The 23,747-nt window shown below is 63.0% G+C and carries 18 protein-coding genes; 9 read left to right on the forward strand and 9 right to left on the reverse strand.

The genetic code is table 11. The annotated features are described in order from the left end of the window. Nucleotides 1-136 precede the first annotated feature (136 nt). Nucleotides 137-3,676, reverse strand: coding sequence for a pyruvate:ferredoxin (flavodoxin) oxidoreductase (gene nifJ, locus B5E65_RS14435; protein WP_087172467.1), 3,540 nt, complete (start codon nt 3,674-3,676; stop codon nt 137-139). Nucleotides 3,677-4,102: 426 nt separating this feature from the next. Here nifJ and B5E65_RS14440 point away from each other — a divergent pair, with 426 nt between their 5' ends. Then, nucleotides 4,103-4,864: a hypothetical protein gene (locus tag B5E65_RS14440; protein WP_087172468.1), complete on the forward strand. Its 762-nt coding sequence runs from the start codon at nt 4,103-4,105 to the stop codon at nt 4,862-4,864. A 493-nt stretch (nt 4,865-5,357) separates the two neighbouring features. Here the strand turns inward: B5E65_RS14440 and gyrA are convergent, their stop codons facing one another. The 7 genes from gyrA to dnaA form a co-directional block, all read right to left on the reverse strand. Next, nucleotides 5,358-7,907, reverse strand: coding sequence for a DNA gyrase subunit A (gene gyrA, locus B5E65_RS14445; RefSeq protein WP_087172469.1), 2,550 nt, complete (start codon nt 7,905-7,907; stop codon nt 5,358-5,360). 12 nt (nt 7,908-7,919) lie between these two features. Continuing rightward, nucleotides 7,920-9,851, reverse strand: coding sequence for a DNA topoisomerase (ATP-hydrolyzing) subunit B (gyrB, locus tag B5E65_RS14450; RefSeq protein ID WP_087172470.1), 1,932 nt, complete (start codon nt 9,849-9,851; stop codon nt 7,920-7,922). Nucleotides 9,852-10,020: 169 nt separating this feature from the next. Next, nucleotides 10,021-10,290: an extracellular matrix regulator RemB gene (gene remB, locus B5E65_RS14455; RefSeq protein ID WP_087172471.1), complete on the reverse strand. Its 270-nt coding sequence runs from the start codon at nt 10,288-10,290 to the stop codon at nt 10,021-10,023. Between the two features lie 19 nt (nt 10,291-10,309). Continuing rightward, nucleotides 10,310-11,398, reverse strand: coding sequence for a DNA replication/repair protein RecF (gene recF / locus B5E65_RS14460; RefSeq protein WP_087172472.1), 1,089 nt, complete (start codon nt 11,396-11,398; stop codon nt 10,310-10,312). Beyond that, nucleotides 11,395-11,610, reverse strand: coding sequence for an RNA-binding S4 domain-containing protein (locus B5E65_RS14465; protein WP_087172473.1), 216 nt, complete (start codon nt 11,608-11,610; stop codon nt 11,395-11,397). Before B5E65_RS14465 ends, recF begins: the two co-directional genes overlap by 4 nt. Nucleotides 11,611-11,626: 16 nt before the next feature. Continuing rightward, a complete protein-coding gene (gene dnaN, locus B5E65_RS14470; RefSeq protein WP_087172474.1) occupies nt 11,627-12,730 on the reverse strand; it encodes a DNA polymerase III subunit beta in 1,104 nt (367 codons plus the stop codon). Nucleotides 12,731-13,828: 1,098 nt separating this feature from the next. After that, a complete protein-coding gene (gene dnaA, locus B5E65_RS14475; protein ID WP_087172475.1) occupies nt 13,829-15,178 on the reverse strand; it encodes a chromosomal replication initiator protein DnaA in 1,350 nt (449 codons plus the stop codon). A gap of 736 nt (nt 15,179-15,914) precedes the next feature. On the opposite strand from dnaA, the gene rpmH reads away from it, so the two are divergent. From rpmH to B5E65_RS14505, 6 genes are all read left to right on the forward strand, one after another. Next, nucleotides 15,915-16,049 (forward strand): 50S ribosomal protein L34, encoded by a 135-nt coding sequence (gene rpmH / locus B5E65_RS14480; RefSeq protein ID WP_087172476.1) that lies wholly within the window; start codon nt 15,915-15,917, stop codon nt 16,047-16,049. A gap of 137 nt (nt 16,050-16,186) precedes the next feature. Beyond that, a complete protein-coding gene (gene rnpA, locus B5E65_RS14485) occupies nt 16,187-16,522 on the forward strand; it encodes a ribonuclease P protein component (protein WP_087172484.1) in 336 nt (111 codons plus the stop codon). Further along, complete coding sequence (gene yidD, locus B5E65_RS14490) at nt 16,516-16,782, forward strand: membrane protein insertion efficiency factor YidD (RefSeq protein ID WP_087172477.1); 267 nt, start codon at nt 16,516-16,518, stop codon at nt 16,780-16,782. Before rnpA ends, yidD begins: the two co-directional genes overlap by 7 nt. Before the next feature lie 147 nt (nt 16,783-16,929). Beyond that, nucleotides 16,930-17,982, forward strand: a complete 1,053-nt coding sequence (locus tag B5E65_RS14495; protein ID WP_087172478.1) for a YidC/Oxa1 family membrane protein insertase — start codon at nt 16,930-16,932, stop codon at nt 17,980-17,982. A 6-nt stretch (nt 17,983-17,988) separates the two neighbouring features. Beyond that, nucleotides 17,989-19,050 carry an RNA-binding cell elongation regulator Jag/EloR gene (jag, locus tag B5E65_RS14500; protein WP_087172479.1) on the forward strand — a complete coding sequence of 354 codons (1,062 nt, stop codon included), beginning with the start codon at nt 17,989-17,991 and terminating at the stop codon, nt 19,048-19,050. 316 nt (nt 19,051-19,366) lie between these two features. Next, the gene (locus B5E65_RS14505) at nt 19,367-20,434 is read left to right on the forward strand and encodes a helix-turn-helix transcriptional regulator (RefSeq protein ID WP_087172480.1); all 1,068 of its coding nucleotides are present in this window, start codon (nt 19,367-19,369) and stop codon (nt 20,432-20,434) included. Nucleotides 20,435-20,477: 43 nt separating this feature from the next. Here B5E65_RS14505 and B5E65_RS14510 read toward each other — a convergent pair whose 3' ends face one another. Beyond that, the gene (locus tag B5E65_RS14510; RefSeq protein WP_087172481.1) at nt 20,478-20,939 is read right to left on the reverse strand and encodes a hypothetical protein; all 462 of its coding nucleotides are present in this window, start codon (nt 20,937-20,939) and stop codon (nt 20,478-20,480) included. A gap of 385 nt (nt 20,940-21,324) precedes the next feature. On the opposite strand from B5E65_RS14510, the gene mgtE reads away from it, so the two are divergent. After that, nucleotides 21,325-22,677: a magnesium transporter gene (gene mgtE, locus B5E65_RS14515; RefSeq protein ID WP_087172482.1), complete on the forward strand. Its 1,353-nt coding sequence runs from the start codon at nt 21,325-21,327 to the stop codon at nt 22,675-22,677. A gap of 354 nt (nt 22,678-23,031) precedes the next feature. Then, nucleotides 23,032-23,747, forward strand: a 716-nt coding sequence (rsmI, locus tag B5E65_RS14520) for a 16S rRNA (cytidine(1402)-2'-O)-methyltransferase (protein ID WP_087172483.1), incomplete at its 3' end; no start/stop codon positions are given.

Below are 23,747 nucleotides of genomic sequence, written 5' to 3' on the forward strand. Positions count from 1 at the left end.
ATACGGGGATATTGTACCATATTCCGCCGCTGTGCGCCATAGCAGCAGGCAGGCTTGTTCTTCGCATATAAAAAACGTCCCCGGAGGGAAACTCCCTCCGGGGACGCTGGTAGTTTATGCCGTCAGGCAGCGGGTCTTACTTGTACAGTTCGACCAGCTTGAGCAGGTGCTCGTAGCGCTCCTTGCTCTTCTCGTCGGCCATCTCGAACAGCTTCTCGGCGCGCTCGGGGAAGGCCAGCTTCAGGCGGCTGTAGCGGGTCTCGTTGGAGATGAACTCCTTGTAGTCCGCGGTGGCGGGCTTGGAATCCAGGCTGAACGGATTCTTGCCCTCGGCCTTCAGGGCCGGGTTGAAGCGGAACATATTCCAGTAACCGGCAGCCACGGCCTTCTTCATCTCGGCCTGGCAGTTGGTCATGCCGCCCTTGACACCGTGCATCTCGCAGGGAGCGTAGCCGATGATCAGGGACGGGCCGGGGTAAGCCTCGGCCTCGGCGATGGCCTTGATGGTCTGGTTCATGTCGGCGCCCATGGCGATCTGGGCCACGTAGACGTAGCCGTAGCTCATGGCGATCTCGCTCAGGCTCTTCTTGCCGATGGCCTTACCGGCGGCGGCGAACTGCGCCACCTGGCCGATCTGGCTGGCCTTGGAGGCCTGTCCGCCGGTGTTGGAGTACACCTCGGTGTCGAAGACCATCACGTTGACGTCCTCACCGGAAGCCAGCACATGGTCCAGACCGCCGAAGCCGATGTCGTAGGCCCAGCCGTCGCCGCCGAAGATCCAGACGCTCTTCTTGCTCAGGTACTGCTTCTTGGGCAGGATCTCCTTGCTGTACTGGCAGTCGGGATCGGCTTCCAGCTGCGCGATCAGGGCCTTGGTGGCCTCGCCGTTGGCCTTGCCATCGTTGACGGTAGCCAGGTAGGCGTCGATGGCCTCGCGCTTGGCGTCGCTGGTGGTGACTTCACGCAGCTCTTTCAGCTTGGCGATCAGGCCGTCGCGGATATACTTCTGGCCCAGGTACATGCCCAGACCGTGCTCGGCGTTGTCCTCGAACAGGCTGTTGGCCCAGGCGGGACCGAAACCGGACTCCTTGTTGCGGGTGTACGGAGAGGTCGCGGCAGGACCGCCCCAGATGGAGGAGCAGCCGGTGGCGTTGGAGATGAACATGCGCTCGCCGAACAGCTGGGTGATCAGACGGGCGTAGCTGGTCTCGGCACAGCCGGCGCAGCTGCCGGAGAACTCAAGCAGCGGCTGGTTGAACTGGCTGCCCTTGACGGTGGTCTCGGCCATCATGCCGGGCTTCTTGCGGATGTTCTCGACGCAGTAGTCGAAGACTTCCTGCTGAGCGGCCTGGCTCTCCTGCGGCACCATGGTCAGGGCCTTGCCGGGGGCCGGGCAGACGTTCACGCAGACACCGCAGCCCATGCAGTCCAGCGGAGAAACGGTCATGGCGAACTGGTAATCCTCGCAGCCCTTGCCGTTCATCTTCTTGCTCTTCAGGGCGGCGGGGGCGTTGGCCACCTCCTCGGCGGTCAGAGCGAAGGGACGGATGGTGGCGTGCGGGCAGACGTAAGCGCACTGGTTACACTGGATGCACTTGTCCACATCCCACTCGGGAACGGTCACGGCAACGCCGCGCTTCTCGTAGGCGGAAGCGCCCTGCTCGAACTGGCCGTCCACGTACTTGGTGAAGGCGCTGACAGGCAGGCTGTCGCCGTCCATACGGCCAACCGGCTCCAGAACCTTCTCGACCATCTCCACGGTGGGAGCGTAGCCGGTCAGGGCCTTGTCGGCGGGGGCGTCCTCGGCGGTGGCCCAGGAAGCGGGGATCTCCACCTTGTGCAGAGCCTCGGCGCCGCAGTCGATGGCCTTGTAGTTCATCTCTACAACGGCGTCGCCCTTCTTGCCGTAGCTCTTCTTGGCGGCCTGCTTCATATACTCGATGGCTTCCTCAGCGGGCATGATGTTGGCCAGCTTGAAGAAAGCGGACTGCAGGATGGTATTGGTGCGCTTGCCCATACCGATCTCGATGGCCTTGTCGATGGCGTTGATGGTGTAGAGCTGGATGTTGTTGTTGGCGATATACCGCTTGGCCTCAGCGGGCATATGGTGATCCAGTTCCTCGTCGCTCCACTGGCAGTTGATCATGAAGATACCGCCGGGCTTGACGTCGTTGACCATCTTGAAGCCCTTGATCACGTAGCTGGGGTTGTGGCAGGCCACAAAGTCAGCCTTGTTGATGTAGTAGGGGGCACGGATGGGCTTGTCGCCGAAACGCAGGTGGCTGATGGTCACGCCGCCGGTCTTCTTGGAGTCGTACTGGAAGTAGGCCTGGATATACTTGTCGGTGTGGTCGCCGATGATCTTGGTGCTGTTCTTGTTGGCGCCCACGGTGCCGTCGCCGCCCAGACCCCAGAACTTGCATTCCACGGTGCCCTCGGCAGCGGTGTTGGGGGCGGGCTTCTCTTCCAGAGACAGGCCGGTCACGTCGTCCACGATGCCGATGGTGAAGCGGGCCTTGGGCTCGGCCTTGGTCAGCTCCTCGTACACGGCGAACACGCTGGCCGGCGGGGTGTCCTTGCTGCCCAGACCGTAACGGCCGCCGATGACGGTGGCGTTGTTGCCGGCCTCACGCAGAGCGGCCACAACATCCAGGTACAGGGGCTCGCCCAGAGCGCCCGGCTCCTTGGTGCGGTCCAGCACGGCGATCTTGGTGGCGGTGGCGGGGATGGCAGCCAGCAGCTTGGCGGGCACGAACGGACGGTACAGGCGAACCTTGACCAGACCGACCTTCTCGCCCTGGGCGGTCAGGTAGTCGATGACTTCCTCGGCCACATCGCAGATGGAGCCCATGGCGATGATCACGCGCTCAGCGTCGGGCGCGCCGTAGTAGTTGAACAGGTCGTAGTTGGTGCCCAGCTTCTCGTTGACCTTGGCCATGTACTTCTCGACCACGGCGGGCAGAGCGTCATAGTACTTGTTGCAGGCCTCACGATGCTGGAAGAAGATGTCGCCGTTCTCGTGGCTGCCGCGCATAGCGGGATGCTCGGGGTTCAGGGCATGATCGCGGAAAGCCTGCACGGCGTCCCAGTTGACCATGTCGGCCAGGTCGGCGTAGTCCCACTTCTCGATCTTCTGGATCTCGTGGCTGGTACGGAAACCGTCAAAGAAGTTGATGAACGGCACGCGGCCCTCGATGGTGGACAGGTGCGCCACAGCGGCCAGGTCCATAACCTCCTGGGGGTTGGACTCAGCCAGCATGGCGAAGCCGGTCTGACGGCAGGCGTACACGTCGCTGTGATCGCCAAAGATGTTCAGCGCGTGGCTGGCCACGGTACGGGCAGACACGTGGAACACGCTGGGCAGCAGCTCGCCGGCGATCTTGTACATGTTGGGGATCATCAGCAGCAGGCCCTGGCTGGCGGTAAAGGTGGTGGTCATGGCACCGGCGGCCAGGCTGCCGTGCACGGCACCGGCGGCACCGGCCTCAGACTGCATCTCCATGACCTTGACTTCAGAGCCGAAGATGTTCTTCTGGCCCACCGCGGACCACTGGTCCACGCTGTCCGCCATGGGGCTGGACGGGGTGATGGGGTAGATGGCAGCCACTTCGGTAAACGCGTATGCAACGTGTGCCGCAGCGGTATTGCCGTCCATGGACTGTTTTGCTCTGGGCATTTTTCTTCCTCCATATTCAGATTGACAGCACCCACCCGCCCAACCGGGCGGACCCGTACCGTGCGCGGCGGATGCGAAGGCTCCGGCGTTCGGCGGCATAAGGTGCGGGGCGCGCGGCTGCCCGGAGACCCCTTTCCCTACCAGAAAACCGGGCCTCCGGTGGCACCCGCACGCGCCGAACCCCAAGCCGGGAACGCCGGCGCCCCGCAAGGGCCCCGGCGGCGCGTTCGGAACGCTGCCTCTTATGCCCTTATGATACCAAAAAGCGGGGCCAAAGTAAAGCGGAATTCTCTTGCAGTTTTTTGCCTGTTTGCCCGCCGCGCCGTCCGGTTCTGCCCCCAACCGGGCGGATTCTGCGCGGCCTCTTTAACCGCCGCGCCGCCCCGCCGCCGTACAATCGGAATCAGAAAAGGAGGAATCTGCGGTATGGTACGAATTTTTGCCCTGCTGCTGGCCATGGCCCGGGGCGTGGACGAGCCCGCCGACCCGCTGTATATGCTGTCGGAAGAGTTTGAGGGGGCCGTGCGCCCCTGGGCCGATTCGGAACAGCGCACCTCTTTCTGGACGATGCTGGAGGACGGCTCTCTGGTAACGGTAAGTGTGTACAACACCGAGACCGGCCTCCAGAACAACTCTCTGGAATGCCGCACCGCCGGCGGCGAGGTTTTTTTTGGGAATGCCTTTGACGACAACCAGGCGATCAGCAACGGCAGCTGGGAATTCATCCGGGCCGGGATGCAGGATTATCTGTTTGAGGGGGCCTTCACCAGCACCAAAGAACGCTGGCCGCCCTACACCTGGTACAACCAGCTGACCGGCAGCCAGACGGAAGGCACGCTGCGAGAACGCACCATACTCACCGGCACCGCCGCCGCCGAATGGCTGCAGGGGGAAACGGCGGAGGAGACCATCCAGCTGGAAGGCCCCATCACCCTGCTGAACCACAGCATCACATACACCACCTACGAGGCGGGGGTGCCCCAGGCCGTGTATACCAACGCCGCCGGCGAAGCGGTGTACAACCGCTACCAGCTGGCCGACGGGCGGACGGTGGCCAGCGACGATACCCTGCCGGTACTGGTAACGGACGATATGTATAAAGCCGGCTCAAACATCGGCTTTCCCGACCTGGAGTTCGATGAGGACAAGCAGTCCACCCCTCAAGGTTCCCTGCAGCCGCTCGGTTGATATCCCCCGCCGGGTTTTGGCGCCGGGCCGTTTTTGCCCGCCCCCGTTTTTCAGGCCCCCTGCTTATTGCCAATAGAGGGAAAAACGCCCTGCCCACGCCAACCATCCCGTAAACCCAAAACGCGCCCCCCACCGGAAACCCGGCGGGGGACGCGCTGTTTTATCTGTTTATTCCCCTGCGGACCGAATTGTTTCGGTCCGCGATTTCCGGGGGGTATGGGGGGATATGTTATATCCCCCCATATTGGCCATTATTCCTCGCCGTCCCCCTCATCCTCCGGCTGCTCCTCGGCCTGGGCGTTCTCCTCGGCCTGGATGGGGGCTGCGGCTGCGAGATGAATCGGCCCTCCTGGGAGGGGCGATGAATCCGCAGACGCCCCCTTACTCAGCGGACGGGTGTGCAGGCGTGTGGGGGCCCGGCAAGGCCGGGGCGGCCGAAGGCCGTTTATCCCACACCCGGAACAGCCGGGAGCGGTCGCGGCGCACAGCCTGCTTACTCCTCCCCCTCATCCTCCGGCTGCTCCTCGGCCTGGGCGTTCTCCTCGGCCTGGATGGCTGCCAGTTCGGCTTCGGTCAGGGTCTCCTCCGGCTCGTCCTCGGGCTTTTCGGTCACCGCGTCGTCGGAATGCTCGGTGCGGGCCACCGTTACCACCCGGTCGCCCTCGGCCAGCCGCATGACCCGCACGCCGCTGCCGTAGCGGCTCTGCAGGTTGATGTCGGCCGCGTGCATCCGGATGACGATGCCCTCCTGGCTGATCAGGATCACATCATCCTCGTCGTCCAGTACCTTGATGCCGGCCACGCATCCCTTGGTGTAGTTCCGGATACCCTTGCCGCCGCGGCTCTGGATCCGGTAATCGTCCACACGGCTGCGGCGTCCCTTGCCCTGTTCGGTCACGGTGAACACCGTGGCGCCCGGACGCAGGATACCCACGCCCACCACCTGGTCGCCCTCGGCCAGACGGATGGCGCGCACGCCGTGTCCCAGACGGCCCATGCTGCGGGCGTCGCTCTCCTTGAACCGGATGGCCTGGCCGCCCTTGGTGGCCACGATCAGCTCATCCTCACCGGAGGTGATCTTGGTCCAGGCCAGGCTGTCGCCCTCGTACAGGCTCACCGCCAGCAGACCGCTCTTGCGGATGTTGTGATAGGCCTCCAGCGGGGTGCGCTTGATCACGCCGCCCCGGGTCACCATCACCAGGTAGCCGCTCTCGTCATTGGCCGGCATCCGCAGCATGCTGGTCACCTTTTCGCCCTCCTGCAGCGGCAGCAGGTTCACGATGTTGGTGCCCCGGCTGGTGCGGCTGCCCTCCAGAATCTGGTAGCCTTTCAGCCGGTAGATGCGGCCCTGATCGGTCACGAACATCACATAATCGTGGGTGGAGCCAATGAACATCTCCTCCACGAAATCCTCGTCCTTGTGGGACAGGCCGCTGATACCCCGGCCGCCCCGCTTCTGGGCCTGGTAGGTGTCCTCCGGCAGGCGCTTGATGTAGCCCGCGTGGGTCAGGGTAAAGACGCAGGTCTCCTCCGGGATCAGATCCTCGATGTCCACCTCGCCGCTCACGTGCTGGATCTCGGTGCGGCGGTCGTCGCCGTACTTGTCCCGCAGCTCGGTCAGCTCGTCCCGCACAATGGCCAGCACCCGCTCGTCGTTGGCCAGGATGTCCCGCCAGTCGGCAATCTTCTCGTGCAGTTCGCCCAGTTCGTTCTCAATCTTGAGAATCTCCAGCCCGGCCAACTGGCCCAGCTGGAACTTGCAGATGGCGTCGGCCTGGGGATCGTCGAACCCGAACGCCTCCATGATCGCCACCTTCGCCTCGGCGCGGCCGCCCTTGCAGGCCCGGATGGTGGCAATGATCTCGTCCACAATGTCGGTGGCGCGGGCCAGGCCTTCCAGAATATGGGCCCGTTCCTCCGCCTTGCGCAGATCGTACTGGGTCCGGCGGCGGATGACCTCGTCCTGGAACTCCACATACCGCTGCAGCATGGTTTTCAGGGTCATCACCTTGGGGGTGCCCTTGTCCAGCGCCAGCAGGTTCACGCCCACGGTGTCCTGCAGCTGGGTGTAGCGATACAGCTGGTTCAGCACCACCTGGGGATTGGCCTCCCGGCGCAGCTCAATGACGATCCGCATACCATGCCGGTTGGACTCGTCGTTGATGTCGCTGATGCCCTCGATCCGCTTGTCCTTCACCAGATCGGCAATGCTCTCGATCAGGCGGGCCTTGTTCACCATGTAGGGAATCTCGGTCACGATGATCTGGAACCGGCCGTTCTTCTTTTCTTCAATCTCCGCCCGGCCCCGCAGGGTGATCTTGCCCTTGCCGGTGGCGTAGGCCGCCCGGATGCCGCTGCGGCCCATGATGATACCCGCGGTGGGGAAATCCGGCCCCTTGATGAACTCCATCAGGCCGGCCAGGTCGATGTCCGGATTTTCAATCAGGGCAATGCAGCCGTTGATGACCTCCCGCAGGTTGTGGGGCGGGATGTTGGTGGCCATGCCCACGGCGATACCGGTGCTGCCGTTCACCAGCAGGTTCGGGAACCGGCTGGGCAGCACGTTGGGCTCTTTCTTGGTCTCGTCAAAGTTCGGGCCAAAATCCACCGTGTCCTTCTCGATGTCGGTGAGCATCTCCACCGCCATCTTGCTCATACGGGCCTCGGTGTATCGGTAGGCAGCCGGGGGGTCGCCGTCCACGCTACCAAAGTTACCCTGGCCATCCACCAGCGGATAGCGCAGGCTGAAATCCTGGGCCAGACGCACCATCGCGTCATAGACGGAGGCGTCGCCGTGGGGATGGTAGCTGCCCAGCACCGCACCTACGGTGTCGGCGCTCTTGCGGTAGGGATGCTGGGGGTCGTTGCCCCGCTCGTGCATGGTGTACAGAATACGGCGGTGAACCGGCTTCAAACCGTCCCGCACGTCAGGCAGCGCCCGGGACACGATAACGGACATGGAGTAATCCAGAAACGCCCGTTCGATCTCCTCTTTCACGTCCCGGACGATCAGATGGGTGCCGGGATTGATGTTTTCGGTCATGTTGTTCCTCCCTTACACGTCCAGGGTGGCGTACTGGGCGTTGCGCTCGATAAATTCGCGGCGGGGCTCCACCTTGTCCCCCATCAGGATGGTAAAGGCCTCGTCCGCCTTTTCCGCATCCTCAATGGAGATCTGCACGATCACCCGGTTGTCCGGGTTCATGGTGGTCTCCCACAGCTGTTCCGGGTTCATCTCACCAAGGCCCTTATAGCGGTTGACCTTGACGCCCTGCCCCATCTCGGCGGAGATGCGGCTCATCTCCTGCTCGGAGTAGGCGTACCGCACATCCTTGCCGCGGGCCAGCTTGAACAGAGGGGGCTGGGCGATGTACACATAGCCCCCCTCGATCAGCGGGCGCATGAACCGGAAGAAGAAGGTCAGCATCAGGGTGCAGATGTGGCTGCCGTCCACGTCCGCATCGGCCATGATGAATACCTTGTGATACCGCAGCTTGCTCACGTCGAACTCTTCGCCCAGGCCGCAGCCCAGGGCGGTGACCACCGGCATCAGCTTTTCGTTGCCGTACACCTTGTCCAGACGGGCCTTTTCCACGTTGAGCATCTTGCCCCACAGCGGCAGGATGGCCTGGATGTTGGAATCCCGGCCCATCTTGGCGCTGCCGCCGGCAGAATCGCCCTCGACGATGAAGATTTCGGTCTTGGAGGGGTCTTTTTCCCGGCAGTCGGCCAGCTTGCCCGGCATCCGGCTGGTTTCCAGGGCGCTCTTGCGGCGCACCAGGTCCCGGGCCTTGCGGGCGGCTTCCCGGGCGCGGGCCGCCTGGGTGGCCTTTTCAAAGATGGCCTTGGCCACACCGGGGTTCTCTTCCAAAAATTCTTTCAGCTTCTCGTAGACCATGCCGCTCACCAGGCTGCGCACCTCGGTGTTGCCCAGCTTGGCTTTGGTCTGGCCCTCGAACTGGGCCTCGGTCAGCTTGACGCTGATCACGCAGATCAGACCTTCCCGCACGTCGTTGCCGGTCAGGTTGTCGTCCTTTTCCTTGATGTAGCCCTTTTCCCGGCCAAAATCGTTCATCACACGGGTCAGGGCGGTCTTGAAGCCCTCCTCGTGGGTACCGCCGTCGGGGGTGTTCACGTTGTTGGCAAAGGAGAGCAGCAGTTCATTGAAGCTGTCGTTGTACTGCAGGGCCACCTCGGCCATGATGTCTCCTTGCTGGCCTTTCAGGTGAATGACCTGGGGATGCAGCACCGTCATGTCCCGCTTGCGGTTCAGGTACTCCACAAAGCTGCTGATACCGCCCTCGTAGCACATGCTCTCCCGCACCACCTCTTCGCCCCGCTCGTCGGTCAGGGTGATGCGCACGCCCGCGTTCAGGAAGCTCTCCTCCCGCAGACGGGTCAGCAGGATGTCATAGTCATACTCGGTGCTCTCGGTGAACATTTCCGGGTCCGGCTTGAAGGTGACGGTGGTGCCGGTGGAGGCGGCGGGGCCTACCTTTTCCAGCGGGCCGTCCGCAATGCCGCGCTTGAAACTCTGGCGGTACTCCACGCCGTCCCGGCGCACCCGCACCTCCAGCCACTCGCTCAAAGCATTCACCACCGACGCGCCCACGCCGTGCAGGCCGCCGGCCACCTTGTAGCCGCTGTTCTCGCCGCCGAACTTGCCGCCGGCGTGCAGGATGGTAAACACCACCGTCACCGCCGGGATGCCCAGCTTGGGCTGGATGTCCACGGGGATGCCGCGGCCGTTGTCGGTCACCTGGATGATGTTGCCCGGCTTGATGTTCACCTCGATGTGATCGCAGAAACCGGCCAGCGCCTCGTCGATGGAGTTGTCCACGATCTCGTACACCAGATGGTGCAGGCCCCGGGGCCCGGTGCTGCCGATGTACATGCCCGGCCGTTTGCGCACCGCCTCCAGCCCTTCCAGTACCTGGATCTGGCTGCCGTCGTATTCATGCTGCGGCCGGTTGGTTTGCTCTGCCATAGATTCGTTCCTCCTGTGTGTGAGATGCCGGGCGCCCGCGGATTATACACTGTGTATATTTTACACATACATTTCCCATCCGCATAGATAAGGCGGGCGGCCCCCCGGCGGAAAGCCCCCTGCCGTATTTGCTGATTGTAGTATTCTTGGTATTTTCTACCGGTCGGAATCACTCATCCCCGTCGCCGCTGGGCAGCACGCCGCAGCGTTTTTTCAGGGTGGCGCTGGAGATCGGGCTGATGAACACCGCCTCGTCCGGCCAGTCGGCCAGCACAAAACTCTTGGGCAGGTCGTTGCTCAAACTCACCACCGCGCCCTCGGTTTCCGCCCGGCGCAGAAAATCCCGGGTGTGGCGGGAGAGGGTGGCGGTCTCCATATCGAAGATCCCGATAATGTCCCGGGTGTGCAGGATAAAGTCCTGCCCCAGATGCAGGTACACGGCCTTTCGCTCCTTTCGGTCAGGCGCGGGACAGCCGCCCCGCCTCCATGGTGTAGATGATCCCGTCGGTGCGCAGAAACGCCGCGCTCTCGCAGGCGGTCACAAAGGTCTGTTTGCCCTCCATCCGGGTCAGCAGATAGCTCTGCCGCCCGGCGTCCAGCTCGCTGAGCACGTCGTCCAGCAGCATCACCGGATGGCGGCCGGTCACCTGCCGGGCCTGTTCCGCCTCGGCCAGCTTCAAACTCAGCACCACGCTGCGCTGCTGGCCCTGGCTGCCGAACACCCGGGCGGGCTGCCCGTTCAGCAGCACCTCAAAATCGTCCCGATGGGGCCCCGCCAGGCAGCAGCCGGCCCGCAGTTCCGCGGCCCGCAGCCGTTCCAGCGCCTGGGCCAAACTCTCCCCCGGCTGGGTGCTGGGGCGGTAGGCCAGGGTCAGCGCCTCGCTGCCGCCGCTGATTTCCTCATAGCACCGGCAGGCCGGGCCGGACAGGGCGGTCAGATATTCCTGCCGCCGCCGGCCGATCTCCTCCCCCAGGGTCAAAAGCTGTTCATCAAAGATCTGGCGCATCTCCCCCGCGCCGGCGGTGCGGTTCCAGGCTTTCAGCAGGGCGTTTTTCTGGGTCACCACCCGCAGGTACCGGCGCATCAGCCCCAGATACCCGGGATACAGCTGGCACAGCGCCGCGTCCAGAAAATTCCGCCGCCCGCTGGGGCTGCCCTTGACCAGGCTCAGATGGCCCGGCTCAAACACCACCGCGGTAAAGGTGCCGGCAATGGCCCCGGCCCGGCCCATGTCCACCCCGTTCACCCGGGCGGTGCGGCCCGGGCGCCCCGAGCCGGGCAGGCCCACGGTCAGCTGGATGTGCTGGGGGCGTTCCTCGTCGTCCACGTCGCCTTCCAGCACCGCGAACTCCTTGCCCCGGCCCACCAGTTCCGCGTCCTTGGCGCCCCGGAAGCTCTTGCCCCCGGTCAGCAGCCAGATGGCCTCCAGCAGGTTGGTTTTTCCCTGGCCGTTGCGGCCGCAGATCACGGTCAGCGCCGCGCCGGGGGTAAATTCCAGCGGTTCCAGGTTGCGGAAGCCCGCCGCCGAAAAGCCGGTCAGCTTCATTGGCCGTCCCGCACCAGCACGGCGCGGCCGCCGGTCTCCACCGTGTCACCGGGGCGGATCTTCTTGCCCCGCATGGTGCATACCTCGCCGTTCACCTTGACCAGGCCTTCCTGCACCATGGCCTTGGCCTCGCCGCCGGTCTCAGCCAGCCCGGCAAATTTCAGCAGGCTGTCCAGCTTGATAAATTCCGTATGAATCAGAATGCTTTCCATCTTTGTGCCCCGCCTTTCAGTCGTTCTTGAACCGCACCGGCAGCACCAGATAGGTAAAGTCCTCGCCCTCGGCGGGCAGGATCTTCACCGGGCTCAGCGGCCCGCTGATCTCCAGCACCACCCGCTCGCACCGGGCGTTGCGCATGGCGTCCAGCAGATACCGGTTGTTGAAGCCGATCTCCACCGGTTCGCCCTCCACCTTGGCCTCCATCTCGTCCACTACCTTGCCCAGGGCGGTCTGGCACCGGACGGTCAGATGGTCGTCGATCTGGATGCGCAGCGGATTTTTCAGCCGCTCGGTGATGATCAGGCTGGCGCGCTCGATGGTCTCGCAGAAGGCGCGGGTGTCCACCTCCACCCGGGTACGGCAGCCGTGGGGCATCACCGTCTCGTAGTTGAGGAACTCGCCCTCCAGCAGGCGGCTCATGATGGTGTAGCCCCGGGCCGCGAACACCACAAACCGCCGGTTGGCGCTGATCTGCACCTGTTCGTCCGGATCGTCGGGCAGCAGCTTGTTCACCTCCAGCAGGGTCTTGCCGGGGATCACGATGCGGATCTCTTTCTGGGCCTGCACCTGGCGCTGCACAATGGCCAGCCGGAACCCGTCCAGCGCCACCACCGTCAGCTGCTGGGGCTGGATCATGAACAGTTCGCCGGTGTGGGCCGGGCGCTTGTCATCCTGGCTCACCGCGTAGATGGTGCGGTCGATGATCTCTTTCAGCTGGCTGCAGGGCATGGTCAGGGTGTGGTCGGCGCCGGGGTTGGGCAGCGGCGGATAGTCGCCGGCGCTCATGGCGTTGATGTCGAACTCGGCCACACCGCCCTTGACGGTGGCGTTGCCGGTGGTGTCGGTGCTGATGGTGATCTCGCCGCCGGGCAGCCGGCGGACCATGTCGCCCAGCAGTTTCGCGTTCAGCACGATCTCGCCGGCCTCGCGCACGTTGGCCTCGATGGTGGTGATGATGGCCATCTCCATGTCGTAGCCGGTGAGGGTCAGCTGGAAGCCGTCGGCCTGCAGCAGGATTCCCTCCAGCTGCGGGATGGACGAGCGGAGGGTGACGGCCCGGGACACGCCGTCGATGGCGGCGCTGAGCAGAGCTTTGTCGCAGATAATGTTCATGTTGTTTTCACCTGTCCTTTTGTTGGTTGCCGCGAAGCGTCATTTACCGCTCCTATTGGCTTTGCGGGCCTGTCGGAACGCAGACGTAAAAAATTCGGTCCAAAGCCTTGCTTTGCGATTGAACCTAACTGGTATGTAGCCGGAGTAATAGGGGGCGTTAAATTCGTGGAAAACCGGTGCAGAGCCAGCAATCAAGCGGCTTTGCGTGCTGTGGAATATTCCACGTATTTTGTGCAGAGCTTGTGCAAAGTGTGGAAAAGCAGAATTTGTCCACAGGGGGTGTGGAAAGCCGAATGTTGAATCTTGAAAACTCTGTTGAAAATGTGGAAAACTATCCTCTCTGTTTACACCCGTTTTCACCCGGGCCTCCCCGGGCGGGTTTTGGGGCCGTTTTTCTGCACATTTGATGCACAGGGCTTACTATTTATATAGAAAGGTTTTCCACGGGATTTGCGTTGTATGTGGAATGTGAGGCGGGGCCGGACGATTTTTGCGGGCCGGGATGGGGCCTCAGGGTTCCCCCGGACAGGACGGCTGCGGATTCGTCGGCCTTGGTTGAGGGGGCTGATAAATCCGCAGGGTCGTTGTATTATGGGGGGATGGGAAGGCTGTGCGTGCGGGCCGCTCCCGGGCGCTTCGGGCGCGGGATAAATGGCCTCCGGAAACTACGGGCGCAACAAGCATGCGCCCGTTTTGCTTCGCAAACCGTTTCGCCGGTCTAAGGCCCCACCGGGGCCTTAGCTGCTTCGCAGACCCGGACCCCCGGCCTTGCCGGGCCCCCACAGCCCTCCACAGCCGTCCGCTACGTAAAGAGACATCTGCGGGCTCATCGGCACCCTGCGGGCACCGATTCGCCTCGCAGCTATACCTCCCTGCTTGCGGAAGGCTGTGCGCCCCTTTTGGTGTTAGACGCTTTTCAGGGGTCACCGCCCCGGGCCGCTACCGGGCGCTGCGGGCTGTGGGATAAATGGCCTTCGGCCACCCCGAACCCATCGGGTTCGGGCCCCCACAGTCCTCCGCGCCCGTCCGCTAGGTAAGGAGACATCTGCGGATTCGTCGGCCCTCTTCGAGGACCGATTCATCTCGCAGCTGTTGCTCTTACGCCCTCACATTCTTAATAATATCCTCCACGGTTTCCCGCAGGCGCTGGTCGGCGGCGATATCCTTTTCCATCACCTTGATGGCGTAGACCACGGTGGAGTGATCCCGGCCGCCGAATTCCTTGCCGATGTCCTCCATGCTCATGCCGGTGATCTCACGCAGTACGTAGATGGCGGTGCGCCGGGCGGCGGAGATATTGCTGTTGCGCTTGGGGCCGCGGATGTCGGTGGGGCTCACGTTGTAGGTGCGGCCCACCTCGCTGATGATCTTCTCAATCGTGATGGGCACCGGCTGGGTCTCGTTCAGAATATCCTTGATGGCATTCTGGGCCACGCCGATCACCGGTTCGATGCCTTCCAGCATGTGGTAGGCGTTCAGCTTCTTGACCGCGCCCTCCAGCTGCCGGATGTTGTTCTTCAGATGGTTCGCGATGAACTCGGTCACATCGTCGGGGATGTCCAGCCGCAGCAGTTCCGCCTTGCGCCGGATGATGGCCACCCGGGTTTCAAAATCGGGCGGCTGGATATCGGCGGTCAGGCCCCACTCGAACCGGGTGCGCAGACGTTCCTCCAGGCTCTTGATCTCCTTGGCGGGACGGTCGCTGGCCAGCACGATCTGCTTGTGGGCCTCGTGCAGGGTGTTGAAGGTGTGGAAGAACTCTTCCTGGGTGCTCTCCTTGCCCGCGATGAACTGGATATCGTCCACCAGCAGCACGTCGGCCTCCCGGTACTTGTACCGGAACTGCTCGGTGGTGCCGGCCCGGATGGCGGTGATGATCTCGTTGGTGAACTTTTCACAGGGAACGTAGACAATGTTGAAATCCGGATGGTTCTTGCGGATCTCGATCTGGATGGCGTTCAGCAGGTGGGTCTTGCCCAGACCGCTCTGGCCGTAGATGAACAGCGGATTGTAGGCGCCGGAGGGGTTCGCGGCCACCGCCTGGGCGGCGGCGTAGGCGAACTGGTTGGACGAGCCCTTGATGAAGTTCTCAAAGGTGAACTCGTATTTGCCGCTGGGCAGCTCGTCCGGCTGGGACGGGGCCGCGGCGGGGCGGCTGTCCCCCTCGGCAGCGGGAACCGGCGCGGGGGCCGGGCTGTCGGAGGGCACCACCAGGTCGATCAGCACGTCAAAACCCAGCACGGATTTGAAGGCCTCTTCCAGCATGGGAAGATACCGCTCCCGCACGATCTTGCAGATGAAGTCGTTGCGCACCCGCAGGGTCACCTGACCGGAACCCTCAAAGCTGATCGGCTCCAGCCCGGCAATGTACAGGTTGTAGGTGGCGTCCACCATGCGCTCCTTGCAGTAGGCCTGTGCGGCCTGGAATACGTCGTTGAAAGAATCCATAGGCGTTTACACTCTCTCCAATTTTCTCCTTGCGCCCCCGCGGGGCCCGCGTTTTTTATGCAATGTCATATGGATTTATCATATCACAAAATGACCGTCAGAGCAATAAAAAACCGGCCGCTAAAATAATTTATTAAAAGGTATTTATAGCACCCGGGGCGGCGCGGGTGTGCCGCGGCGGAAAAATCCCCCGGCAGGGGCGCCCCCGCCGGAAAAGCCGCCGCATCCTGCCGGAAAGCTCTCCACCTGTATTGTACCCCGATTTTCCACCGGTTCCCATGGGCGAACCCGGGCGAATGGCCGGGCCTTTCCGGGCGAGTTTGCCAGAGAAGCCGTTCAAGAGACTGTATTCTTCATTTCCCAAGGGCCGGGGATATCCGGCCCGACAAAAGGGGGGCTGGGGGCTCGGGTCCGCGAAGCGGCCAAGGCCACGGTGCGGCCTTGGACCGGCAGGGCGGCCGGCGGCAGCCGGGCGGGGGCATAATTGTTGCGCCCGCAGCCCTTACTGACCCCCAGATCGGCTAATTCCCCCGCTGCCGCCCCAAGTTTTCCACAATCCTGCGCCAATTTGTGGAAAACCCGGCCGCGTGCAGGGAATTTCACCGGCTGAAAAGAAAAAATGCTTGACAGCCGCCGTATATGTCGTTTATACTTTTAATTTGCAAGGCTGTCTTTCGCGCGCGAAAGACGGCAAACCCGCCGGGCAGGCCCCGGCACAGTGACTGGAGGGTGTAAGATGAAGCGTACCTATCAGCCCAAAAAGCGTCAGCGCAGCGCTGTTCACGGTTTCCTGAACCGCATGTCCAGCCGCAGCGGCCGAAAGGTCATCAAGGCTCGCCGCGCCAAGGGCCGCGCCAAACTGGCTGCCTGATCCCTTTTATGAGCAAGGTGAAAAAGCAAGGTCGCTGAGGAGAGGGCGGGCCCGTCACGGGCCGGCTCCGCTGCTTGGTGGCCTTATTTTTCCATATTCGGGCAAAATTTTTTCTGCCCGGGGAAGGCTTGTTTTCTATGCGCTATCGCCCTATCTGCCGCAACACCGAATTTTCCCGGGCCTATCGCCGGGGCAAAAGCTTTGTGCACCCCTGTCTGGTGCTGTACGTAAATAAAAACCGCCTGGGCCATACCCGCGTGGGCCTTACCGCCACCAAAAAAATCGGCAAGGCGGTCACCCGGAACAGGGCCCGCCGGGTGATCCGGGCGGCTTTGTATAAAACCCTGCCGCTGGATGTGGGCGGCTACGACCTGGTCTTTGTGGCCCGGGGCCGTACCCCCCACTGCAAAAGCACCCAGCTGGAACCTGTCGTGCGCCAGTTGCTGGCCAAGGCCGGTTTGCCCACATGCTGACACGGGCGCTCACCGGCATGATCCGGTTCTATCAGCGGCGCATCAGCCCCCATCTGGGTTCCAACTGCCGGTTTGAACCCACCTGCAGCGAGTATACCCTGCAGGCGATCCAGATCCATGGCCCGCTCAAGGGTTGCGTGCTGGGCGCCTGGCGGATTCTGCGCTGCAATCCTTTCGGCCGCTGGGGCTATGACCCCGTGCCGGAAAAAGGCCGCTGGCGCAATCCCGCCCGCCGGCTGCACCGGGATAAACGGGGGTGAGTTTTCCACAATTCCGGCCCCGGATGTGGAAAACGCGGCGCCTTTTCTTTTTATTAAGCCTCTCATGACGCGGGCGGTTGCGCGGTCTGTGTCCTTCGATAAAAATACAAAGCTCCGGCGCGCAAGCGGGGCGGAACGGAACAAAGCATGAATATTTTCTATCTGCTCTCACCCCTGTTGGCCATCATCATGCGCTTTATCTATGGCTTTGTGGGCAACTACGGCTGGTCGATCATCATCTTCACGGTGCTGATCGGTTTCCTGCGGTTCCCGCTGGCTGTCAAGCAGCAGAAGAGCATGGCCAAGATGTCGGTGTATCAGCCGCTGATCGCCGAGATCCAGAAAAAGTACGCCAACAACCGCCAGAAACAGAACGAAGAGCTGATGAAGCTCCAGGAAGAATACGGCTACAGCCCCACCGCCGGCTGCCTGCCCATGTTCCTGAACATGTTCGTCATGCTGGGCGTGGTGGGCGTCGTGGCCAAGCCCCTGGAGTACATTGTGGGCGTGGGCAGCGACGTGATCGCCTCCGCCATTGAGCAGGTCAACGCGCTGGGTCTGGCCACCCTGAACGCCGCCAACTACACCAGCCAGAGCACCCTGATGCAGCTGGTGCGCGGCATGGATATGGCCACTGCCACCTCCCTGGGCTTCACCGAGGCGCAGGTCAACGCCATCCAGGGCTTTGACATGAAATTCTTTGGCGTGGACCTGGCGGGTACCCCGTCCCTGGCGTTCAACATGCTGCTGATCTGGCCGCTGCTGAGCATCGTGACCATGTGCCTGCTGAACGTCATCACCATGCGGGCCAGCGGCCAGGAGATGCAGGGTAGCATGAAGTGGATGCCCTGGATCATGAGCCTGATGTTTGTGTGGATCAGCTTCACCATTCCCGTGGGCTTCTCCATGTACTACACCATCAGCAACCTGATGATGTTTGTGCAGACCCTGATCACCAAGAAGATGTATGACCCCGAGAAGATGAAGGCCCAGATGCAGGCGGAACTGGAAGCCAAGCGGGCCGAGCGCAAGAAAAAGAAGGCTGTTACGGTGGTGGACAAGGCCACCGGCGAGACCGTCACCCGCGAGGTGGGCGAGGCCGAGATGATCCGGCTGCGGCTGGAAAAGGCCCGCGCCGAGGACGCCGAGAAATACAAGGACGAGCGCACCACCCCGCTGACGAATACTAAGGAGGGTTGATGAGCAATGGAACTGTTTTTCACCGGCAAGACCATTGAGGAAGCGATGGCCGCGGCCCATGCCCAGCTGGGCGAGGACGTGACCCCGGAGATCGTGGACCTGCCTGCCCGCCGGCTGTTCAAGACCATTCCCGCCCGTGTGCGTGTGGTGGTGGAGGACGAGCCCGCCCCGCAGCAGGAAGAACCCGCGCCGGCCCCGGTGCAGGAGGAGGCTGCGGCCCCCGCTGAACCCGAAGAGGAAACCCCGGCCGCTGAACCGGCTGCGGAGGAGAGCGCGGAAGAAGAAACCGCCGCCCCCGCCGAGGCGGAAAGCGAAGCCGACGGCGAGGAGCTGGATCTGGAACAGAGCCCCAACCTGAAAGCCGCCGCCGAGTACCTGACCGGTATCTTCCGCCTGATGGGCGCGGAGAACTGCCGCATCACCGCCCTGCGCCAGGGCGAAGCCACCGTTCTGCGTGTGGACGGGGATAACATGGGCGCGCTGATCGGCCGCCGCGGCGAGACGATGGAAGCCCTGAGCTATCTGGCCAGCCTGGTGGCCAACCGCCAGGAGGGCAGCTACGTGAAGCTGGGCCTGGATGTGGGCGGATACCGGTCCAAGCGGGAGAAGGATCTGCAGACCCTGGCCCGCCGTACCGCCGCCAAGGTTGCCAAGACCGGCCGCTGCTTTGCGCTGGAGCCGATGAACCCCTACGAGCGCCGGATCGTGCACAGCGCGGTCAGCGAGATGGAGGGGGTGCGCAGCGAGAGTACCGGCGAGGGTATCGACCGCCGCGTGGTGATCTATTCCACCGCGCCGGATGCCAACAACCGCCTGCCCCGCAGCCGCGGACCCCGCCGTGACGGGGAGCGCCGGGACGACCGCCGGTCCGGTAAGGGCGGACGCCGGGACGGGCGCCGGGATGACCGGCGCGGCAAGGGCGGCCCCAAGGGCCCCCGCAGCAGCGTGCCCGCCCGCGAGTTCGCCGACCGGCCCCGCGACGAGAACGCCCAGCCCACCGCACCCCGCCGCACCGAGCGTATCGACGACGCCGCCGATTTCGCCCTGTTCGGGAAGATCGAGTTGTAAGGGCTGATATGGGGGGATAGAACCTATCCCCCCATACCCCCCGGAACACATGGCCGAATATCTTCGGCCATAGGGATTATACGGAAATAAGGCCCGCGCTGATCGGTTATGGTCAGCGCGGGCCTTGCTTTTTATATATTCCCCATGGGCGGAGTATTCCGCCCATGATTTCCAGGGGGGCTGGGGGAGATGTTATCTCCCCCAGATTCAGCCAGATCAGCCATATCCCGCCGCCCGGGAGCCAATTCCCGGGCGGCGGGGTGGCGGCGGGAGTAAATTTCCGGTAGAATGAAGCCAGAAGAAAGGGGGGCCGACGATGGAACAGCCATTCAGTGACCGGCTCAAACGATACCGAAAAGCAAAGAACCTGACCCAGCAGGAACTGGCCGACGCGCTGGGCGTCAGCAACAAAAGCGTTTCCCGCTGGGAATCCGAGGGCGGATACCCCGACATCCCGCTTCTTGTCCCGCTGGCCCGCACCCTGGGCGTCACCGTGGACGACCTGCTGGACGACGAGAAACCCGTCCGCACCCTCACCCGCGCCGACTGGCAAAGCCTGCTTTCCTTTGTGTTCGCGCTGGGCGGCGGCCTGCTCTTTTACCTGCTGAGTCAGTTCACCCCGCTGCCCGTATCCTACGCCGTCTACCTGGCCTGTTTGATCTACGGCGCTTGGCTGCAGCAGTACTACGCCCGGCACAGCCGCTGGTTCTGGCTGGGCGCCGCCGGCATGAACCTGGCCGTCAACCTCTCCGCCGCCTTCAATCTGACAACGCTATTCAATGTTGCGTATAATTTTCTGTTAATCAACGGAATGTTGAACGGCGGCGCCGCACCGTTCGGCCTGCTTAACGGGCGAACCATCCTGGCCGCCATTGTGCTCACGGTTCTGGCGCTGCTTGTCACCGCGGGCACCATCTGGGCCCTGCGCCGCCGGTTCGGCGAGGGGCCGGTGCTGCCCGCCCTCACCTGGCGGATGCCCCGGGGCCGGGCCTTGCTGCCGCTGGCCGGTCTGGCGGTGGTGGCCGGCTTCTGGTGTGTGTATACCCTGCCCCGATTGCCCGCCTGGTGCTGGCGATACCAGGGCGCGCTGTTCGCCGCGCTGCTGGTGGTGATGGCTGCGCTCTGCGGGTTGGCCCTGGGCCGCAAAAAAGCATGGCGGGCGCTGGTTGGCGGCTGGGTGGTGCTGCTGGCCAGCATCGCTGTCTGGCCGCTGCGCCAGCTGCGGCAGGTGCAGAGCCTGTCCTCCGGTAAACTGTATGCTTGGAGCGAGAACATCCGCATGGAGTACTACCTGGGTCTGTGGCGGCCCTCCCCTGCCCTGTTCGCGGTGCTGGGCCTGCTGGCCGCGCTGTATCTGGCGGTGGCCGGCATACAGAAAAAATAAAAAACAGCCGTGTCGGCCGACACGGCTGTTTTTCTGTAAGGACTCAGGACTCGGCCGGAGGAGCCGGAGGCGCGGGAGTGACCGGCGGTACAGGCGCCGCGGGGGTCATAGAGCGAAAAGCAGAATCCGCCAGCTTGTCCAGCACCGGCACGCCGTTTTCACGGCCGGCGGCCACGTGCATCGCGCCCAGGATCGCCAGCACCAGCAGGGCCAGGTTCACCAGACCGAACACCAGCCCGAACAGGCCGGAGAACACGCTGCCCAGCAGAGGAATGGAGTACAGAATGTTCAGCACACTGTTGACCACGCTGATCACCGAATCCACCAGGCACAGCAGAAACGCGCACATCGTCTGACGGCTGAGCCATTCGTTGCGCTCCTTCAGCAGCACCACACCCAGCAGCAGGCCCAGCAGCAGGGTCTGCCCCAGAATGCACAGCACAAACGCCAGAGCGGCAAGCCAGGTCAGCCGGATGCCCAGTTCGCCTTTTACGCGAGTATCCATGATACTACCTCCTCAAAACATAAAGTTTTTTCCGCATTACGCAGAACGCATGTCATTATTTTAACGTAATTTGTAAAAAAAGGGAAGATTCTTAAGAAAATCTACAGATTTTGCCGCACCGACGCAGCCGAATGTAAAAATCCGGCAAAAGGCGGCGGTGCGGATTGACTTTTCCCGGCGGGGGGCGGTATACTGGAACAGGACGCGCCCCGATGCGGGCGGGCCCGAAAATTCAACCAAAAAGGCAGGTGGAACATTGCATGGACCCCAGTGGTAAACCACGAAGTAGGCGCGCCGGCGTCCGGCAATACCCGTCTGCGTTGATGGCGGGCTGACGGAAGCCCGGGGCGTCCTGCACAGCAATTTGTGTTAGGAGGTACGCCCGATGGAAATTGAAGAACTGGTTCAGCAGCTGCAGCAGCTGCTGGAAGCAAAGGAATACCGCAAACTGCGGGAACTGACCGAAGATATGCAGCCCGCCGACCTGGCCGAGGCCATGGAAGAGATGGACGTGCAGCAGCGGCTGCTGCTGTTCCGTCTGATGAAAAAGGACGTGGCGGCGGAGATTTTTGCCTGGCTGGGTCAGGAGGCCCGCGGCGAACTGATTGAAAAATTCAGCGATACAGAGCTGACAGCCGCGCTGGAAGAAATGGCCCTGGACGACGCGGCGGATATTCTGGAAGAGATGCCCGCCAGCGTGGTCAAGCGGGTGCTGGCGAAATCCAGCAAAAAGACCCGGGACAGCCTGAACCGGCTGCTGAACTACCCGGCCGATTCCGCCGGCAGCATCATGACGCCGGAGTATATCCGGCTGCGCAAGGACATGACCGTGACCCAGGCGCTGGACGTGATTCGGCGGGAGGGGGAAAACTCCGAAACGGTCTATACCCTGTATGTGACCGAGCGCAACAAGCTGCTGGGCGTGGTCAGCGCCCGGGACCTGCTGCTGGCCGGTCCGGACCAGACCATGGAAGAGCTGATGGACGACAACGTCATCAGCGTGCAGGTCACCGACGACAAAGAGGAAGTGGCCAATGAGCTGAACCGGTACGGCTTTATCGCCATGCCGGTGGTGGACAGCGAGGGAATGCTGGTCGGTATCGTAACGGTTGACGACGCCACCGACGTTCTCATCGAAGAGGCCACCGAGGACTTCGAGCGCATGGCCGCTATGCAGCCCAGTGAGGACAGCTATTTTGCCACCAGCGTGTTCAAGCACGCCCGCAACCGGATTCCCTGGCTGCTGGTGCTGATGCTGTCCGCCACCTTTACCGGCATGATCCTGACCCATTACGAGGCGGCGTTTGCCGCCATGCCGCTGCTGGTCAGCTTCATCCCCATGCTGATGGATACCGGCGGAAACTGCGGCAACCAGTCCAGCACCCTGATGATCCGCGGCATGGCCCTGGGCGAGATCGAGCCCAAGGATATCCTGCGGGTAGTCTGGAAAGAGTTCCGGGTGGCGCTGCTGGTAGGCGTGGTGCTGGCCGTGGTCAATGGCGTGCGTATCTGGATCATGTACGGGGATTTCATGATCGGCGTGCTGATTGCCGTTACCCTGCTGGCCGCGGTGGTCATCGCCAAGCTGATCGGCTGTATGCTGCCGCTGGGCGTGCAGAAGGTCGGCCTGGACCCCGCCCTGATCGCCTCGCCCTTCATCACCACCCTGGTGGACGCCTGCGTCATCACCGTCTACTTCACCATCGCCGTGCAGATGTTCTCGGCGCTGCAGGGATAATGATATGCCAATCTGGGGGACCCGGTGCTGCGGGCGCGTCAACGGTGCGCCCGCCCGGCTGCGCCGACCGCCCTGCCGGTCCAAGGCCGCACTGTGGCCTTGGCCGCTTCGCGGACCCGGCCCCCCAGCCCCCCATCAAGAGGGCCGGAATATTCCGGCCCTCATATTTTTTATATGGATGAAGATACACCCGGTTCCCCCCGGTTGCTTTTCCCAAAATTCTGCCGTATCATAAAGAATACGGAAAAAATAAAATTCCCCCAGGGCCGGAGTATTCCGGCCCTGTATTCCGGGGGGAATGGGGGGATAGGTTCTATCCCCCCATATCGGCTAAAGAATAGGAGGAACCAGCCCATGGCCGGAACCCTGTATATCGTCGCGACCCCGCTGGGCAACCTGCAGGACCTGACGCCCCGCGCGGCGGCCACCTTTGGCAGCGTGGATTTCATCGCCGCCGAGGACACCCGGGTCACCCTGAAACTTCTCAACCATCTGGGCCTGAAAAAGCCGATGGTCAGCTACTACGAACACAACCTGAAAGAACGGGGCCAGATGATCCTGGCCCGGATCGCCGCCGGGGAAAACTGCGCGCTCTGCAGCGACGCGGGCATGCCCGCCATCTCCGACCCCGGCGAGGTCATCGTGAGGGACGCTTTGGCCGCCGGTATCCGGGTAGTGCCGGTCCCCGCCGCGGCCGCCTGCGTCACCGCGCTGGCGGTGTCCGGCCTGCCCACCGGGCGGTTCGTGTTCGAGGGCTTCCTGCCCACCAACCGCCGCCAGAAAGCCGAGCGCATCGCCGAATTGCAGGGGGAAAAACGCACCATACTCTTTTATGAAGCGCCCCACAAACTGCCCGGTACGCTGCGGGATTTGTGCGAGGCCTTCGGGCCGGACCGCCCGCTCACCATCGCCCGGGAGCTGACCAAACTGCATGAGGAGATCCGCCCCACCACCCTGGGCGAAGCCGCGGCCTACTACGCCGAAAACACCCCCCGGGGCGAGTTCGTGCTGGTGATGGGCGGCGCCCCCGACGAGCCGGAAGCCGCCCCCGCCACCCCCGAGGACGGCGC

It is taken from the genome of Gemmiger sp. An120 (assembly GCF_002160955.1).
Taxonomy (GTDB): Bacteria; Bacillota; Clostridia; order Oscillospirales; family Ruminococcaceae; genus Gemmiger_A; species Gemmiger_A avium.